The organism is Aquisalibacillus elongatus (assembly GCF_003843875.1).
Classification (GTDB): Bacteria; Bacillota; Bacilli; order Bacillales; family Alkalibacillaceae; genus Aquisalibacillus; species Aquisalibacillus elongatus.
This window is the reverse complement of sequence record NZ_RKRF01000009.1, coordinates 37,266-61,741: the sequence shown is the minus strand read 5'-3', so window position 1 is coordinate 61,741 and position 24,476 is coordinate 37,266. Positions and strand designations below refer to the sequence as shown.

30 protein-coding genes are annotated in these 24,476 nt (G+C 38.1%); 19 read left to right on the top strand and 11 right to left on the bottom strand.

Annotated elements, in window-relative coordinates:
- Positions 1-3: 3 nt before the first annotated feature.
- From EDC24_RS08495 to EDC24_RS08485, 3 genes are all read right to left on the bottom strand, one after another.
- Positions 4-177, bottom strand: a complete 174-nt coding sequence (locus tag EDC24_RS08495) for a YfhD family protein (RefSeq protein WP_124221652.1) — start codon at positions 175-177, stop codon at positions 4-6.
- 72 nt (positions 178-249) lie between these two features.
- The gene (locus EDC24_RS08490; RefSeq protein ID WP_124221651.1) at positions 250-1,047 is read right to left on the bottom strand and encodes a TIGR00266 family protein; all 798 of its coding nucleotides are present in this window, start codon (positions 1,045-1,047) and stop codon (positions 250-252) included.
- Between the two features lie 97 nt (positions 1,048-1,144).
- Positions 1,145-1,900, bottom strand: a complete 756-nt coding sequence (locus EDC24_RS08485) for a MerR family transcriptional regulator (protein ID WP_124221649.1) — start codon at positions 1,898-1,900, stop codon at positions 1,145-1,147.
- Positions 1,901-2,015: 115 nt separating this feature from the next.
- Here EDC24_RS08485 and EDC24_RS08480 point away from each other — a divergent pair, with 115 nt between their 5' ends.
- From EDC24_RS08480 to EDC24_RS08470, 3 genes are read left to right on the top strand one after another with little or no spacing between them, the layout of a single operon-like run.
- Positions 2,016-2,924 (top strand): cysteine hydrolase family protein, encoded by a 909-nt coding sequence (locus tag EDC24_RS08480; protein WP_124221648.1) that lies wholly within the window; start codon positions 2,016-2,018, stop codon positions 2,922-2,924.
- Between the two features lie 41 nt (positions 2,925-2,965).
- Positions 2,966-3,658 (top strand): aspartate/glutamate racemase family protein, encoded by a 693-nt coding sequence (locus EDC24_RS08475; RefSeq protein ID WP_124221647.1) that lies wholly within the window; start codon positions 2,966-2,968, stop codon positions 3,656-3,658.
- Positions 3,659-3,673: 15 nt separating this feature from the next.
- Positions 3,674-4,264 carry a hypothetical protein gene (locus EDC24_RS08470; protein WP_124221646.1) on the top strand — a complete coding sequence of 197 codons (591 nt, stop codon included), beginning with the start codon at positions 3,674-3,676 and terminating at the stop codon, positions 4,262-4,264.
- A gap of 37 nt (positions 4,265-4,301) precedes the next feature.
- Here EDC24_RS08470 and EDC24_RS08465 read toward each other — a convergent pair whose 3' ends face one another.
- Positions 4,302-4,847, bottom strand: a complete 546-nt coding sequence (locus EDC24_RS08465) for an LOG family protein (RefSeq protein ID WP_124221645.1) — start codon at positions 4,845-4,847, stop codon at positions 4,302-4,304.
- A gap of 238 nt (positions 4,848-5,085) precedes the next feature.
- On the opposite strand from EDC24_RS08465, the gene EDC24_RS08460 reads away from it, so the two are divergent.
- Positions 5,086-5,511 carry a GNAT family N-acetyltransferase gene (locus EDC24_RS08460; protein WP_245998056.1) on the top strand — a complete coding sequence of 142 codons (426 nt, stop codon included), beginning with the start codon at positions 5,086-5,088 and terminating at the stop codon, positions 5,509-5,511.
- Positions 5,512-5,516: 5 nt separating this feature from the next.
- Here EDC24_RS08460 and EDC24_RS15485 read toward each other — a convergent pair whose 3' ends face one another.
- A complete protein-coding gene (locus EDC24_RS15485; RefSeq protein WP_425455181.1) occupies positions 5,517-5,624 on the bottom strand; it encodes a putative holin-like toxin in 108 nt (35 codons plus the stop codon).
- A gap of 254 nt (positions 5,625-5,878) precedes the next feature.
- Here EDC24_RS15485 and EDC24_RS08455 point away from each other — a divergent pair, with 254 nt between their 5' ends.
- The 10 genes from EDC24_RS08455 to EDC24_RS08420 all read left to right on the top strand — a co-directional run bounded on the left by EDC24_RS08455 (position 5,879) and on the right by EDC24_RS08420 (position 13,470).
- Positions 5,879-7,837, top strand: a complete 1,959-nt coding sequence (locus tag EDC24_RS08455; protein ID WP_124221644.1) for an aconitate hydratase — start codon at positions 5,879-5,881, stop codon at positions 7,835-7,837.
- The gene (locus tag EDC24_RS15160) at positions 7,838-8,014 is read left to right on the top strand and encodes a DnaJ-like cysteine-rich domain-containing protein (RefSeq protein WP_170158519.1); all 177 of its coding nucleotides are present in this window, start codon (positions 7,838-7,840) and stop codon (positions 8,012-8,014) included.
- Positions 8,015-8,263: 249 nt separating this feature from the next.
- Positions 8,264-8,743: a DinB family protein gene (locus EDC24_RS08450; RefSeq protein WP_124221643.1), complete on the top strand. Its 480-nt coding sequence runs from the start codon at positions 8,264-8,266 to the stop codon at positions 8,741-8,743.
- Between the two features lie 88 nt (positions 8,744-8,831).
- Positions 8,832-9,461 (top strand): trimeric intracellular cation channel family protein, encoded by a 630-nt coding sequence (locus tag EDC24_RS08445; protein ID WP_124221642.1) that lies wholly within the window; start codon positions 8,832-8,834, stop codon positions 9,459-9,461.
- A gap of 13 nt (positions 9,462-9,474) precedes the next feature.
- Positions 9,475-10,164: a Crp/Fnr family transcriptional regulator gene (locus EDC24_RS08440; RefSeq protein WP_124221641.1), complete on the top strand. Its 690-nt coding sequence runs from the start codon at positions 9,475-9,477 to the stop codon at positions 10,162-10,164.
- A 155-nt stretch (positions 10,165-10,319) separates the two neighbouring features.
- Positions 10,320-10,439, top strand: a complete 120-nt coding sequence (locus EDC24_RS08435) for a cytochrome c oxidase subunit 2A (RefSeq protein WP_124221640.1) — start codon at positions 10,320-10,322, stop codon at positions 10,437-10,439.
- 18 nt (positions 10,440-10,457) lie between these two features.
- On the top strand, positions 10,458-10,925 hold the full coding sequence (locus EDC24_RS15270) for a cytochrome c oxidase subunit II (RefSeq protein ID WP_211342359.1): 468 nt from the start codon (positions 10,458-10,460) through the stop codon (positions 10,923-10,925).
- Positions 10,926-12,554: a b(o/a)3-type cytochrome-c oxidase subunit 1 gene (locus tag EDC24_RS08430; RefSeq protein ID WP_211342358.1), complete on the top strand. Its 1,629-nt coding sequence runs from the start codon at positions 10,926-10,928 to the stop codon at positions 12,552-12,554.
- 32 nt (positions 12,555-12,586) lie between these two features.
- Positions 12,587-12,949, top strand: coding sequence for a cupredoxin domain-containing protein (locus EDC24_RS08425; protein WP_124221639.1), 363 nt, complete (start codon positions 12,587-12,589; stop codon positions 12,947-12,949).
- A gap of 62 nt (positions 12,950-13,011) precedes the next feature.
- Positions 13,012-13,470, top strand: a complete 459-nt coding sequence (locus EDC24_RS08420) for a hemerythrin domain-containing protein (protein WP_124221637.1) — start codon at positions 13,012-13,014, stop codon at positions 13,468-13,470.
- Here the strand turns inward: EDC24_RS08420 and EDC24_RS08415 are convergent.
- Both EDC24_RS08415 and EDC24_RS08410 read right to left on the bottom strand, forming a co-directional pair.
- The gene (locus EDC24_RS08415; RefSeq protein ID WP_124221635.1) at positions 13,467-13,724 is read right to left on the bottom strand and encodes a hypothetical protein; all 258 of its coding nucleotides are present in this window, start codon (positions 13,722-13,724) and stop codon (positions 13,467-13,469) included. The two genes, EDC24_RS08420 and EDC24_RS08415, sit on opposite strands and share 4 nt — an antisense overlap.
- 13 nt (positions 13,725-13,737) lie before the next feature.
- Positions 13,738-14,226 (bottom strand): DinB family protein, encoded by a 489-nt coding sequence (locus EDC24_RS08410; protein WP_124221633.1) that lies wholly within the window; start codon positions 14,224-14,226, stop codon positions 13,738-13,740.
- Between the two features lie 113 nt (positions 14,227-14,339).
- Here EDC24_RS08410 and EDC24_RS08405 point away from each other — a divergent pair, with 113 nt between their 5' ends.
- Positions 14,340-15,638 (top strand): hemolysin family protein, encoded by a 1,299-nt coding sequence (locus tag EDC24_RS08405; RefSeq protein WP_124221631.1) that lies wholly within the window; start codon positions 14,340-14,342, stop codon positions 15,636-15,638.
- A gap of 154 nt (positions 15,639-15,792) precedes the next feature.
- Here EDC24_RS08405 and EDC24_RS08400 read toward each other — a convergent pair whose 3' ends face one another.
- The 3 genes from EDC24_RS08400 to EDC24_RS08390 form a co-directional block, all read right to left on the bottom strand.
- Complete coding sequence (locus EDC24_RS08400; RefSeq protein WP_124221629.1) at positions 15,793-16,185, bottom strand: YuzC family spore coat inner layer protein; 393 nt, start codon at positions 16,183-16,185, stop codon at positions 15,793-15,795.
- Between the two features lie 111 nt (positions 16,186-16,296).
- The gene (locus EDC24_RS08395) at positions 16,297-17,763 is read right to left on the bottom strand and encodes a catalase (protein WP_124221627.1); all 1,467 of its coding nucleotides are present in this window, start codon (positions 17,761-17,763) and stop codon (positions 16,297-16,299) included.
- A 224-nt stretch (positions 17,764-17,987) separates the two neighbouring features.
- Complete coding sequence (locus EDC24_RS08390) at positions 17,988-18,368, bottom strand: RidA family protein (protein ID WP_124221625.1); 381 nt, start codon at positions 18,366-18,368, stop codon at positions 17,988-17,990.
- Between the two features lie 154 nt (positions 18,369-18,522).
- On the opposite strand from EDC24_RS08390, the gene mbcS reads away from it, so the two are divergent.
- Both mbcS and EDC24_RS08380 read left to right on the top strand, forming a co-directional pair.
- A complete protein-coding gene (mbcS, locus tag EDC24_RS08385; RefSeq protein ID WP_124221623.1) occupies positions 18,523-20,103 on the top strand; it encodes an acyl-CoA synthetase MbcS in 1,581 nt (526 codons plus the stop codon).
- A 196-nt stretch (positions 20,104-20,299) separates the two neighbouring features.
- On the top strand, positions 20,300-20,839 hold the full coding sequence (locus EDC24_RS08380; protein WP_170158518.1) for a SurA N-terminal domain-containing protein: 540 nt from the start codon (positions 20,300-20,302) through the stop codon (positions 20,837-20,839).
- 43 nt (positions 20,840-20,882) lie between these two features.
- On the opposite strand, the gene EDC24_RS08375 is transcribed toward EDC24_RS08380, so the two are convergent.
- Positions 20,883-21,770, bottom strand: coding sequence for a cation diffusion facilitator family transporter (locus tag EDC24_RS08375; RefSeq protein WP_124221619.1), 888 nt, complete (start codon positions 21,768-21,770; stop codon positions 20,883-20,885).
- Between the two features lie 148 nt (positions 21,771-21,918).
- Between EDC24_RS08375 and asnB the strand changes: the two genes are divergently transcribed.
- Together asnB and EDC24_RS08365 are read left to right on the top strand one after the other, a co-directional pair.
- Positions 21,919-23,766 carry an asparagine synthase (glutamine-hydrolyzing) gene (asnB, locus tag EDC24_RS08370; RefSeq protein ID WP_124221618.1) on the top strand — a complete coding sequence of 616 codons (1,848 nt, stop codon included), beginning with the start codon at positions 21,919-21,921 and terminating at the stop codon, positions 23,764-23,766.
- A gap of 274 nt (positions 23,767-24,040) precedes the next feature.
- Positions 24,041-24,325: a hypothetical protein gene (locus EDC24_RS08365; protein ID WP_124221616.1), complete on the top strand. Its 285-nt coding sequence runs from the start codon at positions 24,041-24,043 to the stop codon at positions 24,323-24,325.
- Positions 24,326-24,476 lie beyond the last annotated feature (151 nt).

Here is a 24,476-nt window from a genome sequence, read left to right as displayed (position 1 = left end):
TTTTTAACGCTTTTGATTTTTAATTCTGGTATCAGCTGCTCGTGCTCTTGCTTGAGCCTCAAGATCTTCTTGGTCAGCCATTGACTCTGAAAATTCAACATCATGGGCTCGAAGTTGGTTTTTCGGCGTTTGTGCCATTCGGTTCTTACTTTTTCGCTTGTGTTCGTCTTTTCCCATACCATCACCTCATTATTAAAGTTGTGATTAGTATGTGAAAATGAAATGATTTTATTAGTTATTAATGGAAGTTTATCTTCTATCGCCTCCGAACATATCAAATAGTCCCTGGGTGATACTTCCTTCTCCTTTTTGTTCGCCACCTTGTTCAGGTGTCGCTGCAAAAATTCGGCTTGCTAGGCGGCTAAATGGTAGCGATTGAACCCAAACTGATCCTGGTCCCTTTAAAGTTGCAAAAAATAATCCTTCTCCACCAAATAATGCTGTTTTAATCCCTCCGACAAATTGAATGTCATAATCAACATCTTTCGATAGGGCTACTAAACAACCTGTGTCCACCCGAAGTGTTTCACCGGGCTCTAAATCTTTACGGTAAATCGTTCCGCCTGCGTGGACAAATGCCATTCCGTCGCCTTCTAATTTTTGCATGATAAAGCCTTCCCCACCGAAAAAGCCAGCGCCAATTTTCTTCTGAAAGTCAATACCAACTGACACACCTTTAGCAGCGGCAAGAAATGCATCTTTTTGACAAATGATTTTACCGTCTAGTTCACTTAAGTCCATTGGTACAATTTTACCGGGATAAGGTGAGGCAAAAGAAACATGTTTTTTACCTGAATCTGAATTAGTAAAAGCAGTCATAAATAAACTTTCGCCCGTAATGACTCGTTTACCAGCCCCAAGTAATTTGCCCATAAATCCACCTTGGCTCTCTGAACCATCTCCAAAAATCGTCTCCATCTCAATACCATCATCCATCATCATTAAACTTCCAGCCTCTGCAATGACCGTTTCATCAGGGTCAAGCTCAACTTCGACGAACTGCATGTCATCTCCATGAAGTTCGTAATCAATTTCGTGGTTATTCATCATATCCTCTCCCTAAACATTTATCATTTGATAATATGTTTATTCGATAAAAACATGAGTTAATCCTACTAGATTGTAAAAACTTTACTGATGGGAATTAGGAATCTGCATAGATATACATTGCATCACGCATAAATTTAGCTAATCCTTGCCCGTATTGATCGATATTCTTTGTAAATCGTTCATCGCTGACATACATGTCCCCAAGTCCTTTAAACATTTCACGTGGGCATTCGTAAAAATAATCATTTATTAATGAATGCCATTCACCTATAACGTTTTGAACATCATTGTGGGAAGGGTCATGTTCCATTAATTCTGCTAATCGGCTATAAATACTATTAGATTTCTCTTGAATCGTTTTCCAATCTTGTTCAGTATACTTTGCTGTTCGCTCCTGAGATTGTTTATAAGCATCTGTATGGCCATATTTTTCTTTTACTTCGTCTTTATATTTATTTTCATGCTCACGTATGTCACCCATATTAAAGCCTTCAAACATTTTCTTTTTACTCATTTGTTGATCCTCCTTTAAAGAATTGTAAGTCTCATCAATCGTCTGAATTAATTGTTCGAGGCGATGTTTACGTTTTTCTAAGAGTTCTCGATGGTTTATTAGTGCTTCAGCTTCATCGAAATCGTCATCTAACATAATTTCTTTTATTTGCTGTAAGGAAAAATCAAGCTCTTTAAAAAATAAAATCTGTTGTAATTGATTTAAGTGATTATCGTTGTAGAGACGGTAACCATTTTCATTAACACGATTAGGTTTTAAAAGTCCGATTTTGTCATAATGATGTAGTGTGCGCACACTAACACCTGTGATTTCTGAAACGTCTTTGACTTGATACATATCATCACCTCAATCTCTAAGTTAAACCATCACGTTACGTAAGGGTCAAGAATTTTTTTTATAAAATGAAAGAATGATTAACATCGTTTATAATAAAAATAGGAGGGGATGAAACATGTTAAACACATCTTATAATGAGATTGTGAATGTAGCGAAGATAGGTACATATGAGAAAGTCAATCTAAATGAAGTGGTAAAACAAGCAATTGAAGAAGAAGTAGAACCAGCTAAGAATGATAATAAAAAAGTGCTCTTTCTAGGGATTGATATTCAAAATGACTTTATGGAAGAAGGGGCATTAGGAGTGCCTGGAGCACATAAGGACCTAGAACGAATCACTAAATTTATTTATAATAATTTAGAAAAAATAACAAGCATTGCTGTATCATTAGATACTCACGAATTGAATCAAATCTTTCACCCAAGTTGGTGGGTGGATTCAGAAGGGAAACACCCAGAACCATTAACGATTATTACAGCTGAAGATGTGGAAAATGGAAAATGGATTCCGGTTGCTCATAAGGAAGAAAGTGTTGAATATGTTCGTCAGATTGAAGAAATAGGCAGACAAAAGTTATGCATTTGGCCTTACCATTGTGTTAAGGGCACACCGGGTGCAGCACTAGAAAGCCAGTTTTCTAAAATAGCACATTTTCATTCAGTTGCTCGAGATACTGAAGTGAAGAAGGTCGTGAAAGGACAGGATCCACTTAGCGAAAAATACGGTATTATTGAGCCTGAGTATAGTCAAGAAGATCAAACTGATTACAACCTCTTAAACTATATACGTGAATTTGATCAAGTTGTTATAGCGGGTGAAGCTGAATCACATTGTGTTTATGAGTCAGTTCGACAAATTGCAGAGCACTTTTCTAATGATATACAATGGTTACAGAACATTTATGTTTTAAAAGATGGCATGAGTTGTATACCCGGATTTGAAGAGATCAATGAAAAAGCTTGGAATTCATTAGTAGAAAATTACGGTATACAGTTAGTTAATTCTACAGAATTAGAGTTGTAAATTGTTGATATTTCCCGGGAAATGTCGAGGAGAGGTGAATCATGAAAACAATCGGGATCATTGGTGGTATGAGTTGGGAGTCAACAGCCACTTACTACCGTTTATTAAACGAAAAAGTTCAAGAAGAATTAGGCGGATTACATTCTGCGCAGTGTATTATTTACAGTGTTGATTTTGCTGAAATTGAAAAGTGGCAAACACAAGGTGACTGGTGGAAAGCTGGAGATGCATTATGGTATGCCGCTCGGTCATTAGAGTTAGCAGGTGCCGACTTTATTATACTGGCTACCAATACCATGCATAAGGTAGTCGAGATTATTGAGGAGCGCATTACAATTCCGATTTTACACATTGTAGATGCAACCGTTCAGTCAATTAATCAAAAAGAGTTAAATAAAGTAGGTTTAATTGGTACTAAATACACTATGGAACAAGATTTTTATAAAGAACGTATTGATTCATCAGACATTGATGTTGTTGTGCCGAATGAGGATGATCGACAAAAAGTTAATAAGATTATATTTGATGAATTAGTATATGGTGAAACTAAAGATTCGTCAAAAGAATATTATTTAAAAGTTATTCAAGACCTTGTGAGCCAAGGTGCGGAAGGGATTATTCTTGGTTGTACGGAAATAGGTTTATTAATACAACAGAATGATATGGAATTGCCAGTGTTTGATACAACAGAAATTCATGTAAAAGCAGCAGTTGATGAAGCGCTAGAAGAATAGTTTTGGGGGAGTTATGTGAGAAAGTATGTTCTTTTATTAAGTTTATTAACCTTAATTGCGTGTAGTCCTGAGGCGAGTGCTGACGACGCGTTTGTAACGCTTGAGCCTTTAGAAGAATCGAATACGGCTAAAAGTACAAAACGTCTGGCTCTAGGTCCAGTGATGGAATTTGACTTGACGTTTCAAGATCCTGAGAATACTAAATTAGATGTGTGGATTGAACGCTATCATGAAGGTGAGTTATTTAATCCTGATAGTAAACATTTTAGGACGGTAGATGAAAACATCAAGCATGCTAACAGAACTATCGGGTGGTTTATCGTCGATCCTCAAGCTGACTTGTTGGATATGAGACTCTATGATTTTGATGAGTCAGGTAGTACTACAGGTAGTAATAAATTCGAATCAAATATAAATAGCAACCCGATATCTCACGGCTTTTTAATTGATGGTTCGATTGATCTAGAAAAAAGTCAGGAATATACCATTGCTGTATTTAACCAAAGTAATAATGAGAACAGTATTAAAGCGTATGATGATGTCGATCAAATACTTAACAACAATCGAGTCGTATATTTAATGAAGGTTCAAGTTGAAGAAAAATAGAGTAGAGGAGCGATTTTCGTAAGAAAGTCGCTCCTTTTTAATTCGAAAATAATCTAAGACGATCGATTAAGTCTTCAGGTTCTTCTTCCATCATAATGAATTCTTTATAATGTGGATCGGCAAATCCCTCTGAGATCATATGGTCAAACAGCTCTATTAAGGGTGTGTAATAGCCATTAATATTTAATAAAGCACATGGTTTTTGGTGATAACCAATTTGTGCCCAGGTAAAGACTTCAAACCATTCTTCCATTGTTCCCGCACCACCTGGTAAAGCGACAAATCCATCTGCCAATTCTGCAATCTTGGCTTTTCTTTCATGCATTGTTTCGACAACATGCATTTCCGTAACATCAGGGTGCATAATTTCTACAGTTTTCAGGCGTTCAGGAATGATACCAATGACTTTACCATCATGCTCGAGAGCTCCTTCTGCTACAGCTCCCATCAGTCCAACAATGGCTCCTCCATAGACAATTTCAATATCATGTTGCGCAAGTAATTCCCCAAACCTTTTGGCAGTGTTTCGATAATGATCATTCGTTCCATCTCTAGAGCCACAAAAAACAGCAAGACGTTTCATAGTGACACTCCTTATGTCTTAAGATTAAGTAATAATATTTATTCTAATTTATCCTTGATTATGTGAGTTTTCAAGTTTGTGAAATTTATCAATCAAACGTTTGATTAAAGTTGTGAAAACCTTGTCTACATTAATGTTCAAGAATTAAACAATCGTTTGATTGAATTTAACAGCAGGACATTTTAAACAATTCTAGAAATCAATTATAAACGACACCACTTAGAAAAGAGGTAAAAATATGATTCGAGAAGCAAATTTGTCTGATGTAGAGGAATTAACTAAATTAATGAGTGAACTGGGCTATCCAACAGATGCTGAAACCATGAAGCAACGGTATGAAGCGATTGATCGTCATCCGGATTATCATACGTTAGTTTTTGAACACAATGGTACGTTATTAGGAATGGTCGGAATGTTAAAAGCAATGAGATTTGAACATGATGCCCCTTATGTTCGTATCATCACAATGGTTGTAGACTCATCTGAGCGTGGGCATGGTATAGGCAAAAAACTTCTTAATGCAGCAGAGGAATGGGCTAAAAGTCAAGGTTGCCAAATGATCAATCTGAACAGTGGCAATCGACCAGAACGACAAAAAGCCCATCATTTTTATGAACGAAATGGTTTTAAAGGATCCGCAACGGGTTTTTATAAAAAGATTTAGTATGTTCATTTTTTCTTATTAATGGCCATAATGATTTGTACAATCAGGGAGATTAGCCCAATAATGAACGACCCAAATGCAAACAGAATTAAGACATATCCATAACCTTCCATGATGTAACACCTCCAAATTATACCAAGAACTGTTCGCTTGTCCATATTATAAAACACGAACATATGTTCGTAAACACTTTTGAGTAAAATGCTACAATATCACTATTTTTCAGTGTAAATTCTGTTGTTTTGCACAAAATAAGCATTGTTATCAAAACCAATCGTGTTTGAATAGACAGTTTTTAGGGTAAATTTTACATAGAAACGTATAATATAACGTGGATATGTACGGACATTTGGAAAGGGGTTTTAAAATGAAATTAAACGTAGCTCAGAAATTAATTAAAGAGCATTTAGTTTCAGGTGAAATGGAACCAGGTACAGAGATTGGCTTGAAGATTGATCAAACCTTAACGCAAGATGCAACAGGTACTATGGTCATGCTTGAGTTAGAAGCGATGAACGTAAAGCAAGCACAAACTGAGGCTTCTGCTCAGTATGTGGACCATAACTTGATTCAGGATGACCATCGTAACCCAGATGATCACTTGTTCTTGCGCAGCGCAGCTAAAAAATTCGGTATGTATTTTAGTCGACCTGGTAATGGGGTAAGCCACCCTGTTCATATGCAGAGGCTAGCTAGACCAGGAAGAACATTATTAGGTTCAGACAGTCACACATGTGCTAACGGTTGTATGGGCATGTTAGCAATGGGTGCTGGTGGTATCGATGTTGCAATGGCTATAGCTGGTGAGCCTTTTTATGTGAAAATGCCGCAAGTTTGGGGTGTTAAATTAACAGGCAAGTTACCAGATTGGGTTAGTGCTAAAGATGTCATTCTAGAAATGCTTCGTCGTCACGATGTTAAAGGCGGCGTGGGCAAGATCATTGAGTACTATGGTCCAGGCGTAAAGAATCTCTCTGCTATGGATCGTCACGTCATTGCGAATATGGGGGCTGAATTAGGTGCCACAGCGACTGTGTTCCCGTCGGATAAAGAGGTTAAGCGCTTCTTAAAGGAACAAGGTCGTGAGGAAGACTGGCAAGAAATTTCAGCTGACCGTGGAGCGACTTACGATCTTCATGAAGAAATTGACTTATCTGAGCTTGAACCATTAATCGCGAAGCCATCAAGCCCAGGAAATGTTGTTCCAGTAAGCGAAGTTGCTGGCGAAACCATTTATCAATCTTATGTAGGATCTTCAGCAAACCCTGGCTATCGTGATTTTGCGATTGCAGCTGAGATTGTTAAAGGTAAAAGCATTGCCAATGGTGTGTCATTCGACATTAACCCATCATCACGCCAAATCTTAACCCAGTTAGTTGATGAAGGTCATATCGCAAGTCTATTAGGTTCTGGAGCTCGACTGCACCAAGCAGGTTGTAACGGATGCATAGGTATGGGGCAGGCACCTGCTTCAGGCCGAAATAGTTTAAGAACGACGCCACGTAACTTCCCTGGACGCTCGGGTACGAAAGAGGATAGCGTCTTTTTGTGTAGTCCGGAAACGGCAGCAGCTTCAGCGTTAACAGGTGTGATTACAGATCCAAGGACACTAGAAATGAATTACCCATCGATTAAAGAGCCGAAAATTGATTTTGAGAAAAATAAAGGCATGCTAGAAGAACCAATTGATCCTGCTGAAGGGTTAAATGTGGGGTTAGAAAAAGGGCCGAATATTAGCTCAATCCCTGAATTAGCACCAATTGAAGACAGTTTTGAGGTTCCAGTGTTACTTAAAATGGGTGATAACATTTCAACTGATGAAATTTTAGCTGGTGGTTCACGCGTACTTCCATACCGTAGTAATTTACAAAAGATTAGTACATTCACGTTTGAAATTGTAGATGACACGTATTATGAACGTGCAATGAAACAGCGTGATGAAGGCGGTCATTCGCTAGTTGGTGGCTATAACTACGGTCAAGGTTCATCCCGTGAACACGCTGCTTTAGCCCCACGTTATTTAGGATTAAAAGCCGTTATTGTAAAAGACTTTGCTCGTATTCATTTACAAAACTTAATTAACTTCGGTGTGTTACCACTAACATTTGCGGACGAAAGTGATTTTGACAAACTAGAATCAGGTGATGTTTTAGAGTTCGAAAATGTTCGTGACAAGATTCAAAACGGAAACGAATTTGAAGTCGGTATTAAAGGTAAAGATGAAAAAATTAAAGTTAAACACAGTTTAACAAGCCGTCATCTGGACATAATACTAGAAGGTGGAGTGATTAATTGGATTAAGAACAAACAAGAAAGTGGGGTTTAAATGGGATCTCAAGAACACCGATGTAAAGCTTGTGAAGGTAGCGGCCTTTTAATGGACGACGAAGAATGGCATTACACCTGCACTGTATGTAGAGGTGATGGCTTCGTTTCCAAATATGAAGCTCGTGAAGAGAACCGTGTCAGTAATGTCGATGAAAACAATCGAATCTTAGATTAAATTCAAAGAGACTGGACAAATGCAATTTGTTCAGTCTCTTTTAATGAAAAGACCGCATAAAGCACCCAAAAAGGGCGCATAAATTTGAAATTTAGTAACGTTCGACAAGTTTCGAGTCGCATAAATCCGAAAAAGCGGCGCATATATGAGAAAAAGTAGCGCATAAATCAAATAACTTAGCACAAAAATTCAACTAGCAGGAGATTTGTGCTTTTTATAGAAAAATTATAATGAGAGGGGGAAATTGAAATGACTGAAAAAGCAGTTTTAACAGAAGAAGCTATACTTCAACACTTTAAAACTTGGCGAAGTTGGGTGGTTGGGCTCGTTGAGAAGATTCCTGAGGAGCGTTTTGACGAAATACCAGAGCCATTTCGTAATAATATTAGGTGGAATGCAGGGCATCTCGTGGCAAACTTAGATTCCAAGTTAGCTTGGGTCTTAAATGAAGAGACAACACTTCCACAAGTATATTTGGATTACTTTGATCGTGGGACAAGTCCTGAAGATTGGACTGATACCCCACCAAATAAAGAAGATATTTTAAAACAACTACAAAAGCAATCGGAAGAGCTTGAAGCCCGAGTGTTAGGAAAGTTAGATCAGCCACTCCCCGAGGACTTTATAGGGATGAAAACAGTAGCTGAAGCGCTTGAATTTTTTACAGCACATGAAGCGATGCATTTAACGAACATAAATACGATGAGAAAAATGTTAAAAGGTTCATAACTCGCTTACTGCGGGTTATTTTTTATTTACCTATCATTTCCGAGCCAAATTTTGTTATGATAATTGTGATGTAAATGGGGGTGATGGCGTGACGTGGGATATATTAAACATTATCGGGACGATGGCTTTTGCGATTAGTGGAGCCATCGTGGCGTTAGAAGAAGAATATGATTTATTTGGTGTTTATTTATTGGGGTTTGTAACGGCGTTTGGTGGCGGTATTATTCGTCACGTTTTACTTGGTTTGCCGATTTCAGATATTTGGAATCAAAATATGTTATTCACCATCGCATTTATCACAATGACACTTATCTTTTTTATCCCGTTCCATTGGGTGCTTGGGTTTAAGAGACTTTGGGGAGTCTTCTTTGATGCGATTGGCCTCGCATCGTTTGCTGTACAAGGTGCACTTTTCGCTAAAATGGCCGGTTACCCACTGAGTGCCATAATTGTTGCAGGTGTTCTGACTGGTACAGGGGGCGGTATGATCCGAGACTTACTTGCGAGTCGGAAGCCACTCGTTCTTCATCAAGAAATCTATGCACTGTGGGCAGTTTTTGGTGCCTTAGCCATTGGATTCGGAATCGCTGATACCATGTGGCAATTTATCGTTTTAATCATTTGTATTGTTGTATTAAGAATGTTGTCTGTCATTTACAGTTGGAGCCTACCGACGCGATTCGATTGGTTAATGCAACTAAAGAAACTAAAACGATAAGGGGGGGTAGCTAATGTTCCAATCAGAGTCGTTTTTTGGACAATTTCCGATTTTTCGTGATTTAAGTCATGATGAGTTACAAAGATTGAGAAATATTTCTTTAGAGCGAGACATAGACCAAGGAGAGATTTTATTTCATCAGAATGCACCACGTCATTCGGTATACTTTATTCGGTCAGGACTTGTGAAAATTTTTAAAGTTAGTTCAGAAGGTGATGAGCAAATCATTAATATCCTACATTCAGATGAAATGTTTCCGCATGTCGGATTTTTTGATGAAACCCCTAATCCAGCAACGGCTATAACTTTAACAGAAGCAAAAATCGTATCTGTTCCAATTGACGAGTTTGAGTTACTGTTATTAGAAAAACCAAACATGGCGATTAAGGTAATGAAAGTCATAGGCGAGAAGTTACTAGACTTACAAGACAGGCTTCAGGCTATTCAATCACAAGATGTGTTCCATCGAATTGTGATGATGCTCATTCGGTTTACGAATGAGTTAGGCATAAAAAAATCAACAGGGGAGATTTATTTACAATTGCCGATCACAAATGCTGAACTAGCTAGTATGATCGGTGTGTCACGCGAAACCGTTAACCGAGCCTTTAACCGGCTAAAAAAAGAAAATGTTATGGACTATAATCGTAAAGAAATACATATCTTAGACGTTGAAAAATTAAACCAATATTGGAATCAATAACGCCTGGCGAATGTCAGGTGTTATTTTTAATTTCTATTTGTGAAATACTTCACATTTTCGTCAACAAAAACATCTAACTTTGTGATTTAAATCACAAAGTTTAGAAGAAGTTACCAATACAATAAAAGTAGAAAAAGAGATAAGGAGGGCTGCCAATGAAACGCCAGAAGCAAAGTGAAGAGAAGTTGTATGGAGCATTTATATCGGTTTTAATCGTCGGCGCATTCATAGTGGGGTCTTGGTTGTCGATTTATTATCTTTTTATTACGAGATAAACCAAAGGAGGGGTTTAAATGCATATGCACAAGCTTGAGAAGGTTTGGTTAATCATTGGAGTTGTAACATTAATTGCCTTTTTATCCACTGTAGGCTACCAAGCATTTGCATCAGGTCATGCACCACCTAGTGATTTAACAAAACTTGATCCTGAAAAAGTTCACGAAACAGAACCATTTGATGAACCAGGTTTAAAACAAATTGGTGATAATGAATACGAATTAGTCATGGTTCTCGAGTCATTTGGTTTCACACCCCATGAAATTGAAATTCCACAAGGGGCTACCGTCAAATTCATCGTAACCTCCGTTGACGTCGTTCACGGATTTGAAATAGCAGGAACACGCGTCAATATGATGGTAACGCCAGGGCATGTGAATTCCATGACCTATAAGTTTAATGAAAAAGGTGAATACCTCATTCTCTGCAATGAATATTGCGGGGTTGGTCACCACATGATGAGTGCTTCTTTGGAGGTGAAGTAAATGAACAAGTTAGATAGTCGTTTGAGTATGGCGCATTTTTACATCGCATTTACAGCCATTGCTATTGGTGGATTATTTGGATTACTACAAACCTTAGTCAGAAGTGAAATGATTACATTACCATCTTCTTTAAATTATTATCAAATCTTAACCGCTCACGGTGTCTTGATGGCGATTGTTTTTACGACATTTTTCATCTTTGGATTTCTATATGCAAGTGTCGTAAGAACCACAGGTGAACTCAGTTGTGGCAAGCGACGTGCAGCCTGGATTGGTTTTTGGATGATGACTGTCGGAATGGTTTTAGGTGTCATCATTATTATGTTAGGGGAAGCAACAGTTCTCTATACATTTTACGCACCACTTGAGGCACATCCTCTGTTTTATATTGCTTTAGCATTAATTATCGTCGGTACGTACTTTGGATCGTTTGCAATTATTAAACAATATAATGATTGGCGTAAACAACATAAAGGTGAAAAAAGTCCGCTTATTGTCTTTATGGCAGTTGCCACATTAGTCCTTTGGTTAATCGCAACCATTGGAGTCGTCGCAACGGTTGTTCTACAGTTTATACCATGGTCAATTGGATGGGTGGATGAGATCAATATCGCCTTAAGCCGTACGTTATTCTGGTACTTTGGGCACCCACTCGTGTATTTCTGGTTATTACCGGCATACATGGCATGGTATGTGATTGTTCCAAAGATTATCGGAGGAAAAATCTTTAGTGACTCTTTAGCACGTTTAGCATTCTTGCTCTTTATTCTATTTTCAATACCAGTTGGGTTCCACCACCAATTACTTGAGCCAGGTATTAGTCACGAATGGAAGTTTATCCAAGTTGTCTTAACATTTGCGGTGATCATTCCATCACTCATGACTGCTTTCGCCTTATTTGCAACGTTTGAAATGAGGGGTCGAAGTTTAGGTGGAAAAGGGCTTTTCGGTTGGGTTAAAAAACTTCCATGGAAAGATGTTCGATTTTTAGCTCCATTTATGGGAATGGCTATTTTCATACCAGCAGGAGCAGGTGGCATTATCAATGCCAGTAACCAAATGAACCAGGTTGTTCATAATACCATATGGGTCACAGGGCATTTTCATTTAACGATTGGTGCAACAGTAGCCTTAACATTTTTCGGAATTAGTTACTGGTTAATACCGCATCTAAAAGGAAGGGTACTAACCAAACAATTAAATGGATTAGCCATTTATCAATCTGTCCTTTGGGTTGTCGGCATGTTGATTATGTCTGGTGCAATGCACTTCTCAGGGTTACTTGGAAATCCAAGAAGAACTCAAGTGACAACGTATTTTGATCACTCAGTCGCAACCAGCTGGGGAGCTTATGAAACAGCCATGGCAGTTGGTGGATCACTATTATTCATCTCACTAATTCTTTACTTAACACTAATGATTAATCTATCATTCTTTGCGCCAAAAGGTCAGGAAGAATTTCCGATCGGCGAAGAAGCGGATGAATCTATTCAACCACCAGCGATTTTAGAAAATTGGAAGGTCTGGATAGGAATAGCCTTTGCGTTAATCTTATTTGCCTACACCATTCCAATTATTGATATTATTCAAAACGCCCCACCAGGATCAAAAGGATTTAAGTTCTGGTAGGCGCTTAAAAATATAAATGGGAGATGATGAACATGAAGAAATGGTTATTGGGGATGCTAGTGGTGTTTATAATGTTTTTAGCAGCTTGTGGAGGAGATGAAGGGTCGAATGAAGAAAATCATACACAAGCGGATCCTTCGAATAAAATAACATTAGAAGCCTCAAATTTTGAGTTTAATCAAGATGAGTATCAAGCAGAATCTGGCGATGTGACGGTTGAACTTAAGAACGTAGAAGGTATGCACGGAATTACAATTGATGGTGTATCTGGTTTTGAAATTGACGGAGACGGCTCTAAAACGGTTAATCTAGAACCAGGTGAATATACGATTCGCTGTAGTATCATGTGTGGCCCAGGTCATGCAGATATGGTTACGACACTAGTTGTAAGCTAAATTCTCTTAAGGACTGGCTCATTTTGAGTCAGTCCTATAACCTTTAAGAAAGGAGTGGTTGGATGAAGCGACACGAAGCGTTGAATCCGCTATCACATCACCATCATCATGCGCTAGTCATGGCATTGGAGATGAAGCGGTCAGGGACTGAAAAAAGTGATAAAACGTTTAAGCAGCTTGTACGTGACATGATAGATTTTTGGGAGAACGATGGCCGCGATCATTTTCGTGATGAAGAAGAGGTCTTAGTTCCGTTGTATCTAGAACATGCTGATTCTGTAGAAGTTGATTTAGTTAAAGAAATGCTTTATCAACATGTTCAAATTCGCAGTCTCATTTACGACCTTCGAGAAAAAGGTGTGACTCAACATGAAAAAATGCGAGAACTTGGCGAAATTTTAGATCAACACATCAGGTTAGAAGAGCGCGAACTTTTTCCGTTAATTGAACAGGCTGTCCCTGAGAAATACTTGTATCAAGCAAACGGCCGTTTCCATCGTGATTCTTACAGTGGGTTTTAGCTTAAGTGATTATACCAATATGACACCGCAAGGCTAATTAAAGATCCGATGAAAAATAGCGTCCCGTAACCCATGAAAAATAAATGGTACTTAAAGTCAAAAAAGTACCCAATGATAAAAGCAAAAATACTTAATACTAAAATGCCCCCAAAGATTGAGACATTATAATCTCGTTTGACATTTAATCCATTTTGAATGTAGTGAATTAAAATGGATACGACGAAAAAACCCACTAAAATAAATAAGTAAATCATAGACTAATCCCTCTTATACGTATAAGTCGAACATACTAACATCATATTCTAATTGCTTTAAATAATTGAACAATTGAGCGCGATGGTGGAACATATGAGTCATCACTTCCATAAGCCATTGCGCCTGACTTTGCCCCTTCTCCATATAGAATGCTTTCGTTGTTTTATGTAAAAAATCATCGTCTGATAGTGTATTCATATATTCTTTTAATTTATTATAACCATCTTCAAATGCTACGCACATGTCATCCGCTGTAGTTAATGCCTCATATTTAGCCTCTAGTTGTTGTATCGTTTCGTGAGATTCTTCTTGCATAATGTATAAATCAATCGCAGGGATCGATACAAGGTGCGTGGCTAACTCCTTAAGTGTTCGCATGTTTTCCTGCGGTTGATAAGTCCAGTGATCCTCAAATACTTTCATCAATAAATTTTGCGTAGAACGAATCGCAACTTCCATTTCATGATACAAAACGTCTTTCATTTCCTGAACTTGACTCATATTAAAACCACCTTTCTTAAATCATATTACTAAAAGTATATCACATCATTTGGTTGATAAAGGAAACAATTATAGGGAAAGCTAGTGGTGAAGACAGCAGGAGAGTGACAGGTATGACTGGAGAGACGATCGGATATATTCTTTTAATCATATTATTAATCGCCTTAACGGCTTTTTTTGTAGCATCGGAGTTCGCAATTGTGAAGGTGAGAAGTAGTAAAGTCGAACACTTAGTTGAACAGGGCGATAAACGTGCTATTGCAACTCAAAAAATAGTGGATGAGTTAGACGCTTATTTATCAGCTTGTCAGCTTGGGATCACCATTACAGCACTAGGTTTAGGTTGGATTGGTGAGCCAACCGTTGAACGATTACTTAGACCTGTTTTTCATTACATCGAAATTCCGACGTCACTATCACACTTTTTGTCGTTTATTTTTGCTTTTATTATCATTACGTTTTTACACGTTGTGATTGGTGAGCTTGCTCCGAAGACGTTTGCGATTCAACTAACCGAAAAAGTAGCTCTCTTTACAGCGCGTCCATTAATTTGGTTCTACCGATTAATGTTTCCATTCATTTGGCTATTAAATGGATCTGCAAGATTGCTAACACGTATGTTTGGCGTTTCTCCCGCATCTGAACATGAAATTGCACATTCTGAAGAAGAATTGCGTATTATTCTCTCTGAAAGCTATCAGAGTGGTGAAATTAATCAGGCGGAATATAAATACGTGAATCGGATTTTTGAGTTTGATAATCGATTGGCCAAAGAAATCATGGTTCCACGAATGCAAATAGAGGCATTTGAAATTGATGCAACGATACAGGAATTTTTAAATCGAGTTCGGGATGTGACCTTTACGCGTTATCCAGTAATAGAAGGAGATCACGATCATATCGTAGGAATGATTAATGTGAAACGCGTGCTAACGAATTTTTTAGATATACAAGATTTTGAATATGAAACAATTGAGCCATTTGTTAGGCCAGTTATTAGAGTGATTGAAACAATCCCAATAGAAGAATTACTTAAGAAGATGCAAGTTGAACATATCCATATGGCTGTTTTAGTTGACGAGTACGGAGGGACATCAGGAATTGTTACGGTAGAGGATATTTTAGAAGAGATTGTCGGTGACATTCAAGATGAATTCGATGAGGAAGAAGAAGTCATGTTCGTGGAGATCGAGCGAAATGTCTATATTGTTGACGGTCGCGCGTTAGTGAGTGAGATCAATGATTGGTTTGACTTGGACATTGAAGCGGTGGATGTCGACACGGTAGGGGGCTGGCTGTTAACGGAGAAACATGATTTAAAACAGGGCGATACGGTTCAATACCAGAATGTACATTTTGAAGTAAAAGAAATGGACGGTTATACGGTTAGGAAAGTTGAGGTGAGCCGATAAAAAAGGTCTGAAATTATAAAAAATGATTATGTTTCGACAAGATTCGCGGCCAATAATTCAAAAACTTGGTCTGAATATACTCAATAAGGGTCTAAAAGTTTTTAATAAAGGTCTAAAACAAGGTAAGAAACAACTCTTCTTACCTTGTTTTTACTTACCATCTCAAATCCATTTCTAAATGACAACAATCTAAACCTTCGACGTCCGTTTGCATCATCATCGTTATCCCGTCTGGGTTATAATCAATCTCAACTTCATTATGAATCCCAGTTGATTCTAATAAGCGTTTAACTTCTTCTAAATCATCTTCTTGTGCTGCTGTCATGACATCGAAAGCAAATTCCTCTGACTCTGAAAGTCTTCCTAATAGCTCACTTGCATCATTAAGTAGTTCTTGGAATGCAGCCGCTGATTCTTTAAATTGCGTTGGGTCAACCTCAGGGTAGTTTTGACGTTGTGTGGTTGGTTGGTAACTTCGGTAAATGTCATACCACGGGTAATAGTAATAAGGATGAATGTGTTCATTCGGATTGTACCGATGTCTCATAGTTCTCCTCCTAAATAATTATCATTCTATGTATATGACATTAAGTGAGGAGAAGTTTTTCTAATAAAAAAATCCAGCCGAAATCACGGCTGGATTTATTATTAATCTTTATTAAGCTTTTACTTCTTCAGGTACGTGTAGGCCTAGGCCTTCAGCAACACGCTCACCATATTCAGCGTCAGCTTTGTAGAAATGACCAATTTGGCGAAGTTTAACCTCTTCCATCGTGCACTGGCCTAAGTGACCAACGACAGCCTCGATTAAACGGTCCTTCTCATCAGCACTCATTAGGCGATATAAGTCACCGGCTTGAGTGTAATGGTCATTAGAATTATAAGGCACTTGTGCAGCTTCACCTTCAACTTCAAATGGATTAATTCTATTTGAAGTGTCTTCTTTTGGTTCTTCACTATAACTGTTAGGTTCATAGTTAATGTTTGTACCATAGTTACCTTGTTGCATGTAACCATCACGTTGGTTGTTCTTAATATCAACTACTGGACGGTTAACAGGAAGCTGTTCATGGTTCACGCCTAAACGGTAACGCTGAGTATCAGAATAAGAGAATAGGCGACCTTGTAACATCTTATCTGGTGATGCTTCGATTCCAGGTACTAGATGTGCTGGAGATAGAGCTGCTTGCTCAACTTCAGCAAAATAGTTTTCTGGATTACGGTTTAAGACCATCTTACCAACTTCGATACGAGGGTAATCTTTTTGGCTTACCGTTTTTGTTACGTCAAAAATGTCCCATTTGTAAGTTTTATAGTCTTCAAATGGAATGATTTGTACGTATAGTGTCCAAGAAGGATAGTCACCATTTTCAATAGAATTGAATAGGTCCTCTGTGTGATAGTCAGGATTTGTACCTGCTATCTCATCAGCTACTTTTTCATCCATACCTTTGACACCTTGGTCGCTTACAAAGTGATATTTAACCCAGAAAGCCTCGCCTTCTTCGTTAACCCATTTGTAAGTGTGGCTTCCATAACCGTTCATGTGACGGTAAGTTGCTGGAATACCACGATCACCGTGTAAGTAAGTTACTTGGTGAAGTGATTCTGGTGAATGACTCCAGAAATCCCAAACCGCATTCTTATCTTTTAAGTTCGTCTGTGGATTACGCTTTTGTGTATGGATAAAGTCAGGGAATTTAATCGCATCACGAATGAAGAAGATCGGCGTATTGTTCCCTACTAAATCATAGTTACCTTCTTGCGTGTAAAATTTAACTGCGAAACCACGAGGGTCACGCAATGTATCTGCAGAACCTAGTTCACCTGCAACCGTTGAAAAACGGATGAACATTGGTGTTCGTTTACCTTTTTCGTTTAAGAAATCTGCTTTTGTGTACTTCGAAATTTCATCATTTGTCACTTCGAAATATCCGAAAGCGCCAGCACCTTTTGCGTGAACAACACGCTCTGGAATACGCTCACGATCAAAGTGCGCAAGTTTTTCTAATAAATGTACATCTTGAATTAATGCTGGGCCACGCTCACCGGCTGTAATAGAGTTTTGGTTATCGCCGACAGGAGCACCGCTTGAAGTGGTCAGACGGTTTTTATAATCTGCCATGAATCATTCCTCCTCATTAAGATGATTACATCATATATATTAACTTAATGATAATAATTTGTAAATTAAAATGATTATAAATTGTGGTGGGTTATTGAAAATAAGAGTTTAGTAGGATAAAACGTGGCAAAATGCTAAAGTCTATCTTTAATGATACTATGTTTTCTCTCATTTGGCTAGAATTTTAGTTTAATAATTGAGAGTAAAAAGCGCAGAGGCAGGCTCTACGCTTTGGTTGCTATAGCTTCGATTTCGACTTTAGCTCCTTTAGGTAATTGACTTACCTCAAATGCAGCTCTCGCTGGATATGGCTCGTCTAAGAAACTTGCATAAATGTCATTTACAGTCGCAAAATCAGCCATTGAGTCTAACAAAATGGTCGTCTTTACAATGTTTTGGTAATCAAGCCCTGTTTCCTGAAGAATTGCACCTAAATTTTTCATCACTTGTTTCGTTTGCTCGGCGACATCATCACTGACAAATTCCATAGTCGACGGATCTAAGGGAATCTGTCCCGAGATATAAACGATGCCACCAACTTCAACAGCTTGTGAATAAGGTCCAATCGCTGCTGGTGCTTGTTCAGTTGAATAGACTTTTTTCATTTTAATCAGCTCCTTCTTTTTTCATTTTATCATAACAAATCGAAAATCTGTGCCGTTAGTCCTGTTTTAACGCCATATAATTTATATAATTCAGAAAATTTGATACAATAATAATGCGCGTACAAGCGTTAATTAATTGACCGGAGGGGATCGAATGAAAAGAGAAGAATTAATTGCACCTGAACAGTACAATATTGTAACTGAATTTGAAAAATATGCGTCAGAAGGAAACAGGACAGCGATTCTCTGGGAAGATGATGCAGGACAAAAGCAAAGTATTAGTTATGTGGACATGGTAAAAAATGCTAATAAAATTGCTAATGTATTTGTGAATAGTGGACTTGAAAAAGGCGATAAAGTATTAATTATGGTTCCGAGATTAATTGAGGCTTACCAGATTTATATTGCGGCATTAAAAGCTGGGCTTGTTGTGATTCCAGGCTCTGAGATGTTGAAGGCTAAAGATATTGACTATCGTTTGTCGCATGGTGAAGCCAAAGCGATTGTAAGTTATTACCCTTATGTCAATGAAATTGAAAAAGTAAGTCGAATTGATGACCTGCTTAAATTCGTCCTTGGTGCCAAACATGATGATTGGTATCAGTTAGATCAATTAATGGAAAGTCAATCAAATGAATTTGATCTGGCGAATACAAAGCGGGATGATATGGCATTCTTATCTTATACATCGGGGACGACCGGTAATCCGAAAGGTGTCGTGCATACGCACGGTTGGGGCTATGCGCACTTAAAAACGTCCGCGTCTAACTGGTTAGGCGTACAAGAAGGCGATGTCGCATGGGCAACTGCTGGACCAGGCTGGGCGAAGTGGTTGTGGAGCCCATTCTTATCAATCTTAGGGTCCGGTGCAACAGGCTTAGTTTATCAAGGCAAATTTGACCCTAATAAGTACTTACAGTTATTACAAGATTATAAGGTGAATGCGTTATGCTGTACACCGACCGAATATCGATTAATGGCAAAAGTCGACGGCTTAGAGCAATATGATCTGTCTCACTTGCACAGTGCTGTCTCAGCAGGTGAACCGTTAAACCGTGAAGTAATTGACACTTTCCGCCGCTATTTTAATATCACGGTCCGTGATGGTTATGGTCAAACTGAAAATACCCTATTAGTAGGCATTACGAAAGATATGGAAGTACGTCCAGGGTCAATGGGTAAACCGACCCCTGGAAATACAGTTGAGATCGTTAATGAAGATGGTGAACCGGTTGGGGTGGATGAAGTTGGTGACATAGCTGTTCATCGTTCTACGCCGGCATTATTTAGAGAATACTATAAAGACCCAGAACGCACACAAGCTGCTTACCGTGACGATTACTACTTAACGGGTGACCAAGCGAAAAAAGATGAAGACGGCTACTTCTGGTTTGAAGGTCGCAGTGACGATATCATTATCAGCTCTGGTTATACGATTGGACCGTTTGAGGTAGAAGATGCGTTAGTCAAACACTCAGATGTTCAAGAATGCGCGGTTGTGGCCAGTCCGGATGAAGTAAGAGGTACAGTCGTTAAAGCGTTTATTGTGTTGAAGAAGGGAGTAGATTCAGAACGAGAAGGTTTTGTGAAAGAGTTGCAAGATCACGTCAAACACTTAACTGCTCCTTATAAATATCCGCGTAAAATTGAGTTTATCGAGGAATTACCGAAAACAACCTCAGGTAAAATCCGTCGGGTTGAATTGAGACAACAGGAAAAAGAGGCAGTGAAATAAATTTTACGTTAGTAGTTCAGTTTAGGGTACACAACCGTACCCTTAATTGGACTACTATTTTTATTGTAAGTATAACGTTATTTTAGAATTTATGGTAAAATATGTTTAATAGCAATATAACTTTTTAATCCACTCAATGTACTAATTTAAACATAATAGTTTTAAGGGTGAAATAATGTATAAAAGTATTTGTTTTATGATTTTAATAAGCATAAGTTTTGTAGTAGGTTGCTCTGATTCTACTAATTATGATCACGATGATGTTGTAGCTGTTGTAAGAGGGGAAGAAATTACAGTTGGGTACATACGCTTTTTCTCAGAAGTAAAAGATGAAGATCTACCGGAAGCTGTCGATTATTATGTTCGTGAGACATTAGTGATTCAAGAAGCTAAGGATATGGGAATCGATGTATCTGAAGGAGCTGAAGAGGCAGTCGAATTTTTTGGTCAATATCCGTCTGAAGATGTCGATACTGAAAGAGGTAAAGAAATCAGATCTTTTGCAGATGATCAGGCTGAAAAATTTGGAATGGAACCGGAAGAATTCCATGAAGAATATACAAGAAGAAGTTATGAGAGAAGCGAATATCAAAATCAATTTTTTAAAGAGCATTTAGGTGAACCTGAAACAGAAAAAGAAGCTAAAGAAATGGATGAAAAAGCAGAGCAATTAATAAATGAATTATTAAAAAAACACGAAGATGAAATTGAAATTATAATCAAGAAATCCCAATAAATAAGCATTGAATAGCTCTTGCCATTCAATGCTTATTTTTTATTTATTCATATGGATTCACATGCACATAAACATCTTGAACTTCTTCATGTTCGTCCATGAGGTGTTCCTTCACTCGGGCTGCGATGCTATGTCCTTCATCTACGGTTATTTGTGGATCGACGCTTATTTTAACATCGATAATGACGTATGACCCGTGTGAGCGAGCATTTAACATATCAATCCTCTTAACACCATCAACGGTTAAGGTCGTATCCCAGAAATCTTGAGTATCTTCATCACTTAAAACAGTTTCTAATGTCACATGTACGGCATCTTTTCCTAACTTAAATCCCATCCACATAACGAGAATGGCAATTAAGCTTCCAGCTATTGGATCGAAGTATTGCAGAGCCGTAATATTATACTCGCGACCAAGAATAGATAATCCTATTCCGGCAAGGGCGATCACAGAAGATATGGCGTCGGAACGGTGATGCCAGGCGTCTGCAATAATCGCAGGACTATTAATTTTCTTACCGAGACGGTTTTTATATTGAAAGAGTGCTTCTTTGACCACAATTGAAAAAATAACAACGTATAACGCGTTTATACTAGTTTGGTTCTTGTCCTGACTCCAAATAGATTGAATCGAATTCATTAGAATTTCAAAGCCTACGACAAAAAGTAATATCGAAACAATGAGTGTAGCGATATTTTCAGCTTTCCCGTGGCCGTATGGATGCTCAGGGTCAGGTGGCTTTTGAGCGGCTCGAATCCCAATTAAAACGGCAAACGAACTCACAACGTCTGAAGCGGAATGAAAGGCATCAGCAATGAGAGCTTTACTGTTGGTAAATATACCTGCAACACCTTTAATAATAGCAAGTAATAAATTTGCAACCATGCCTAAAATGGAAGCGAATTGTGCTTTTGATGAACGTTGATCCATATCAAAACCTACTTTATTATGTATTTCATATATTTTCATCTTAACAATAAATTGATGTACAATCTATCAAGATTCGATGAAGCAACATTTGGGCTTCCTTACATATAATGCTCCATAAATGAAATTTTAGAAATGGAGTTGGCAGTTAATGTGTGGAATTACTGGATGGCTAGATTTCGACGGAATCAACCATCGAGAACACGAACAGAATCTCAAACAAATGACTAATCAATTAATCAAACGTGGAACAGATGATGAAGGTTATTTTTTCAATCAACATGTGGCATTTGGTCATAGACGACTTGCTGTTATTGATGTCGAAAATGGCAAACAACCAATGGTCATACGGCATGCAGGTCATTCTTTTACCATTATATATAATGGAGAATTATACAATACAGAAGATATTAAACGTGTACTTATGAAAAGAGGATATCGTTTTCGGACGACGTGCGATACTGAAGTGCTACTCAACGCCTATGTGCATTGGGGTCTAGACTGTCTAGACCATTTAAATGGCATCTTTGCATTTGCTATTTGGGACGACCGAAAACAACATTTATTTATCGCGCGGGATCGTTTAGGGGTAAAACCTCTATTTTACGCTGAATTCGGTCGAAAGCTAATCTTTGGATCAGAAATAAAATCCATATTAGCCCACCCAGACATAACGCCAGCTGTTGATCGAGATGGTTTAGCAGAGATTTTTGGTTTAGGACCTTCTAGAACACCGGGGCACGGTATCTTTTCGAATATACGCGAGTTAAGGCCGGGCCACGCTATGACGATATCTAAACAAGGCAAACGATTATGGCGATATTGGAATGTCAAAAGTGAGCCACATACTGACAACCTCGATGACACGATCGAAAACGTTAGACATTTATTCGTTGACGCTGTGGAGCGACAACTTGTATCGGATGTGCCAATCTCAACGTTCTTATCTGGTGGCGTTGATTCGAGTGCTATTACAGCAATCGCAGCTAATTACTTTGAACAACATGAGAAAGGGCAGCTTCCAACATATTCGATCGATTATGATCAAAACGAACAGTATTTTGAAAAAAGTACTTTCCAACCATCCTCAGATCGAGATTTTATAAAAATTATGTCTGATACGTTTAAAACTAAACATCATGATTGCATCATTCAAGAAGATGAGTTATTTGAAGCCTTAAAAGAATCCGTTATATTACGAGATCAACCTGGTATGGCAGATGTTGATTCTTCCTTGCTTTGGTTTTGTAAGCAAATTAAACAGGATACAACGGTCAGTCTGTCGGGTGAGTGTGCAGATGAGATTTTCGGAGGGTATCCTTGGTTTCATCATCCTGAATCGAATGGAGATAGCGATTTTCCATGGATTCGTTCATTGGAATATCGGGAGAAGCTTCTACGCCCAGAGTGGCAAACGAAACTTAGTTTAAAAGACTATGTTAACGCACGATACTTAGAAACGGTTCGCGAAACGCCTCATTTAGATGGTGAAAACAGAGTAGATCACAAGCGACGCGAGATGTTTTATCTCAATATGCAGTGGTTTATGTCACAACTTTTAGACCGTAAAGACCGGATGAGTATGGGGGCGACATTAGAGGTTCGAGTTCCTTTTGCCGATCACCGTTTAGTCGAATATGTTTGGAATGTACCTTGGGAGATGAAAAACGTAGGCGGTTTAGAAAAAGGCTTATTACGTAAGGCGTTGGAGGGTCTTCTCCCACACGACATTTTATATCGTAAAAAGAATCCATACCCTAAAACATTCCAACCTAAATACACAGAATTAGTGATGAAATGGATGAGCGACATTCTTCAAGACCCAGATAGCCGATTGTTTGAAGTCATGTCAAAAGAACAAGTACAAAAGCTCGTTGATTCTGAAGGTTCCATGTTTGAAGAACCGTGGTACGGTCAATTAATGCAAGGGCCTCAATTAATTGCTCACTTATGCCAAATTGATTATTGGATGAGACAATATAATATTCAAATTAGGTAATGGCTGGATTAATTCCGGTCATTTTATTTTTATGTAATATAATCCTTGTAATGATTTTGTAAAAATTAAGTCGAACTATGTAGGACAAGTAACCTGTTTAGAAATTAAAGCTGGTTAATTGATAGGTAAAAAGTCGCTTATGGTTTAAACAAAACATTTCTTTATTTACAAGTTATTTACATCCGTTATTTTATGTTTTAATCCGGGTATCTGATTTGTGCAACGACAAAAGTTGCAAACACTTTGACCAAAATATAAAAAAGGAGTGTTCAACATGAAAAAATTAATTATCAGCTCATTATTAGTAGGAACAGGGTTTTTAGCTGCCTGCGGTGGCGGTGAAGAACCAGAAGAACCAACGACAGAAGATCCAGCAGTAGAAGAAGACGGTTCAACTGAAGAAGACGGCATGAATAATGAAGAAAATGGAACAACTGAAGACGGTACAACAGGTGAAGAGGAAGAAGGCGGTATGTCAGGTGAAGGTGATACAGAGACTGACACTGAAACAGATACAGATTTAGGAACGGATAATGATGAAGAAGATAGCGAAGAATAAAAGATAAGATTGTAACAGTTGCAATCCCTTAAAACTCCTCCCCCTTTATAATAAATGTTTTAATCCTAAGACTCGATTCGGGTCTTAGGATTTTTTTGTTTTTATGGAAATGAACTCACCGATAAGAAACTTTACCCCTTAAGTAAAAACC

Excerpts from the sequence above, each read along its gene's own strand:
- EDC24_RS08450 (WP_124221643.1), top strand. The coding sequence starts at position 8,264 with ATGACTGAAAAAGCAGTTTTAACAGAAGAAGCTATACTTCAACACTTT.
- EDC24_RS08460 (WP_245998056.1), top strand. The coding sequence starts at position 5,086 with ATGATTCGAGAAGCAAATTTGTCTGATGTAGAGGAATTAACTAAATTA.
- EDC24_RS15160 (WP_170158519.1), top strand. The coding sequence starts at position 7,838 with ATGGGATCTCAAGAACACCGATGTAAAGCTTGTGAAGGTAGCGGCCTT.
- EDC24_RS15270 (WP_211342359.1), top strand. The coding sequence starts at position 10,458 with ATGCATATGCACAAGCTTGAGAAGGTTTGGTTAATCATTGGAGTTGTA.
- EDC24_RS08465 (WP_124221645.1), bottom strand. The coding sequence starts at position 4,847 with ATGAAACGTCTTGCTGTTTTTTGTGGCTCTAGAGATGGAACGAATGAT.
- EDC24_RS08395 (WP_124221627.1), bottom strand. The coding sequence starts at position 17,763 with ATGGCAGATTATAAAAACCGTCTGACCACTTCAAGCGGTGCTCCTGTC.
- EDC24_RS08365 (WP_124221616.1), top strand. The coding sequence starts at position 24,041 with ATGAAAAAATTAATTATCAGCTCATTATTAGTAGGAACAGGGTTTTTA.
- EDC24_RS08405 (WP_124221631.1), top strand. The coding sequence starts at position 14,340 with ATGACTGGAGAGACGATCGGATATATTCTTTTAATCATATTATTAATC.
- EDC24_RS08440 (WP_124221641.1), top strand. The coding sequence starts at position 9,475 with ATGTTCCAATCAGAGTCGTTTTTTGGACAATTTCCGATTTTTCGTGAT.
- EDC24_RS08425 (WP_124221639.1), top strand. The coding sequence starts at position 12,587 with ATGAAGAAATGGTTATTGGGGATGCTAGTGGTGTTTATAATGTTTTTA.
- mbcS (WP_124221623.1), top strand. The coding sequence starts at position 18,523 with ATGAAAAGAGAAGAATTAATTGCACCTGAACAGTACAATATTGTAACT.
- EDC24_RS08415 (WP_124221635.1), bottom strand. The coding sequence starts at position 13,724 with ATGATTTACTTATTTATTTTAGTGGGTTTTTTCGTCGTATCCATTTTA.
- EDC24_RS08490 (WP_124221651.1), bottom strand. The coding sequence starts at position 1,047 with ATGAATAACCACGAAATTGATTACGAACTTCATGGAGATGACATGCAG.
- EDC24_RS08390 (WP_124221625.1), bottom strand. The coding sequence starts at position 18,368 with ATGAAAAAAGTCTATTCAACTGAACAAGCACCAGCAGCGATTGGACCT.
- EDC24_RS08480 (WP_124221648.1), top strand. The coding sequence starts at position 2,016 with ATGTTAAACACATCTTATAATGAGATTGTGAATGTAGCGAAGATAGGT.
- EDC24_RS08400 (WP_124221629.1), bottom strand. The coding sequence starts at position 16,185 with ATGAGACATCGGTACAATCCGAATGAACACATTCATCCTTATTACTAT.
- EDC24_RS08420 (WP_124221637.1), top strand. The coding sequence starts at position 13,012 with ATGAAGCGACACGAAGCGTTGAATCCGCTATCACATCACCATCATCAT.
- EDC24_RS08475 (WP_124221647.1), top strand. The coding sequence starts at position 2,966 with ATGAAAACAATCGGGATCATTGGTGGTATGAGTTGGGAGTCAACAGCC.
- EDC24_RS08495 (WP_124221652.1), bottom strand. The coding sequence starts at position 177 with ATGGGAAAAGACGAACACAAGCGAAAAAGTAAGAACCGAATGGCACAA.
- asnB (WP_124221618.1), top strand. The coding sequence starts at position 21,919 with ATGTGTGGAATTACTGGATGGCTAGATTTCGACGGAATCAACCATCGA.
- EDC24_RS08485 (WP_124221649.1), bottom strand. The coding sequence starts at position 1,900 with ATGTATCAAGTCAAAGACGTTTCAGAAATCACAGGTGTTAGTGTGCGC.
- EDC24_RS08380 (WP_170158518.1), top strand. The coding sequence starts at position 20,300 with ATGATTTTAATAAGCATAAGTTTTGTAGTAGGTTGCTCTGATTCTACT.
- EDC24_RS08435 (WP_124221640.1), top strand. The coding sequence starts at position 10,320 with ATGAAACGCCAGAAGCAAAGTGAAGAGAAGTTGTATGGAGCATTTATA.
- EDC24_RS08375 (WP_124221619.1), bottom strand. The coding sequence starts at position 21,770 with ATGGATCAACGTTCATCAAAAGCACAATTCGCTTCCATTTTAGGCATG.
- EDC24_RS08455 (WP_124221644.1), top strand. The coding sequence starts at position 5,879 with ATGAAATTAAACGTAGCTCAGAAATTAATTAAAGAGCATTTAGTTTCA.
- EDC24_RS08410 (WP_124221633.1), bottom strand. The coding sequence starts at position 14,226 with ATGAGTCAAGTTCAGGAAATGAAAGACGTTTTGTATCATGAAATGGAA.
- EDC24_RS15485 (WP_425455181.1), bottom strand. The coding sequence starts at position 5,624 with ATGGAAGGTTATGGATATGTCTTAATTCTGTTTGCATTTGGGTCGTTC.
- EDC24_RS08430 (WP_211342358.1), top strand. The coding sequence starts at position 10,926 with ATGAACAAGTTAGATAGTCGTTTGAGTATGGCGCATTTTTACATCGCA.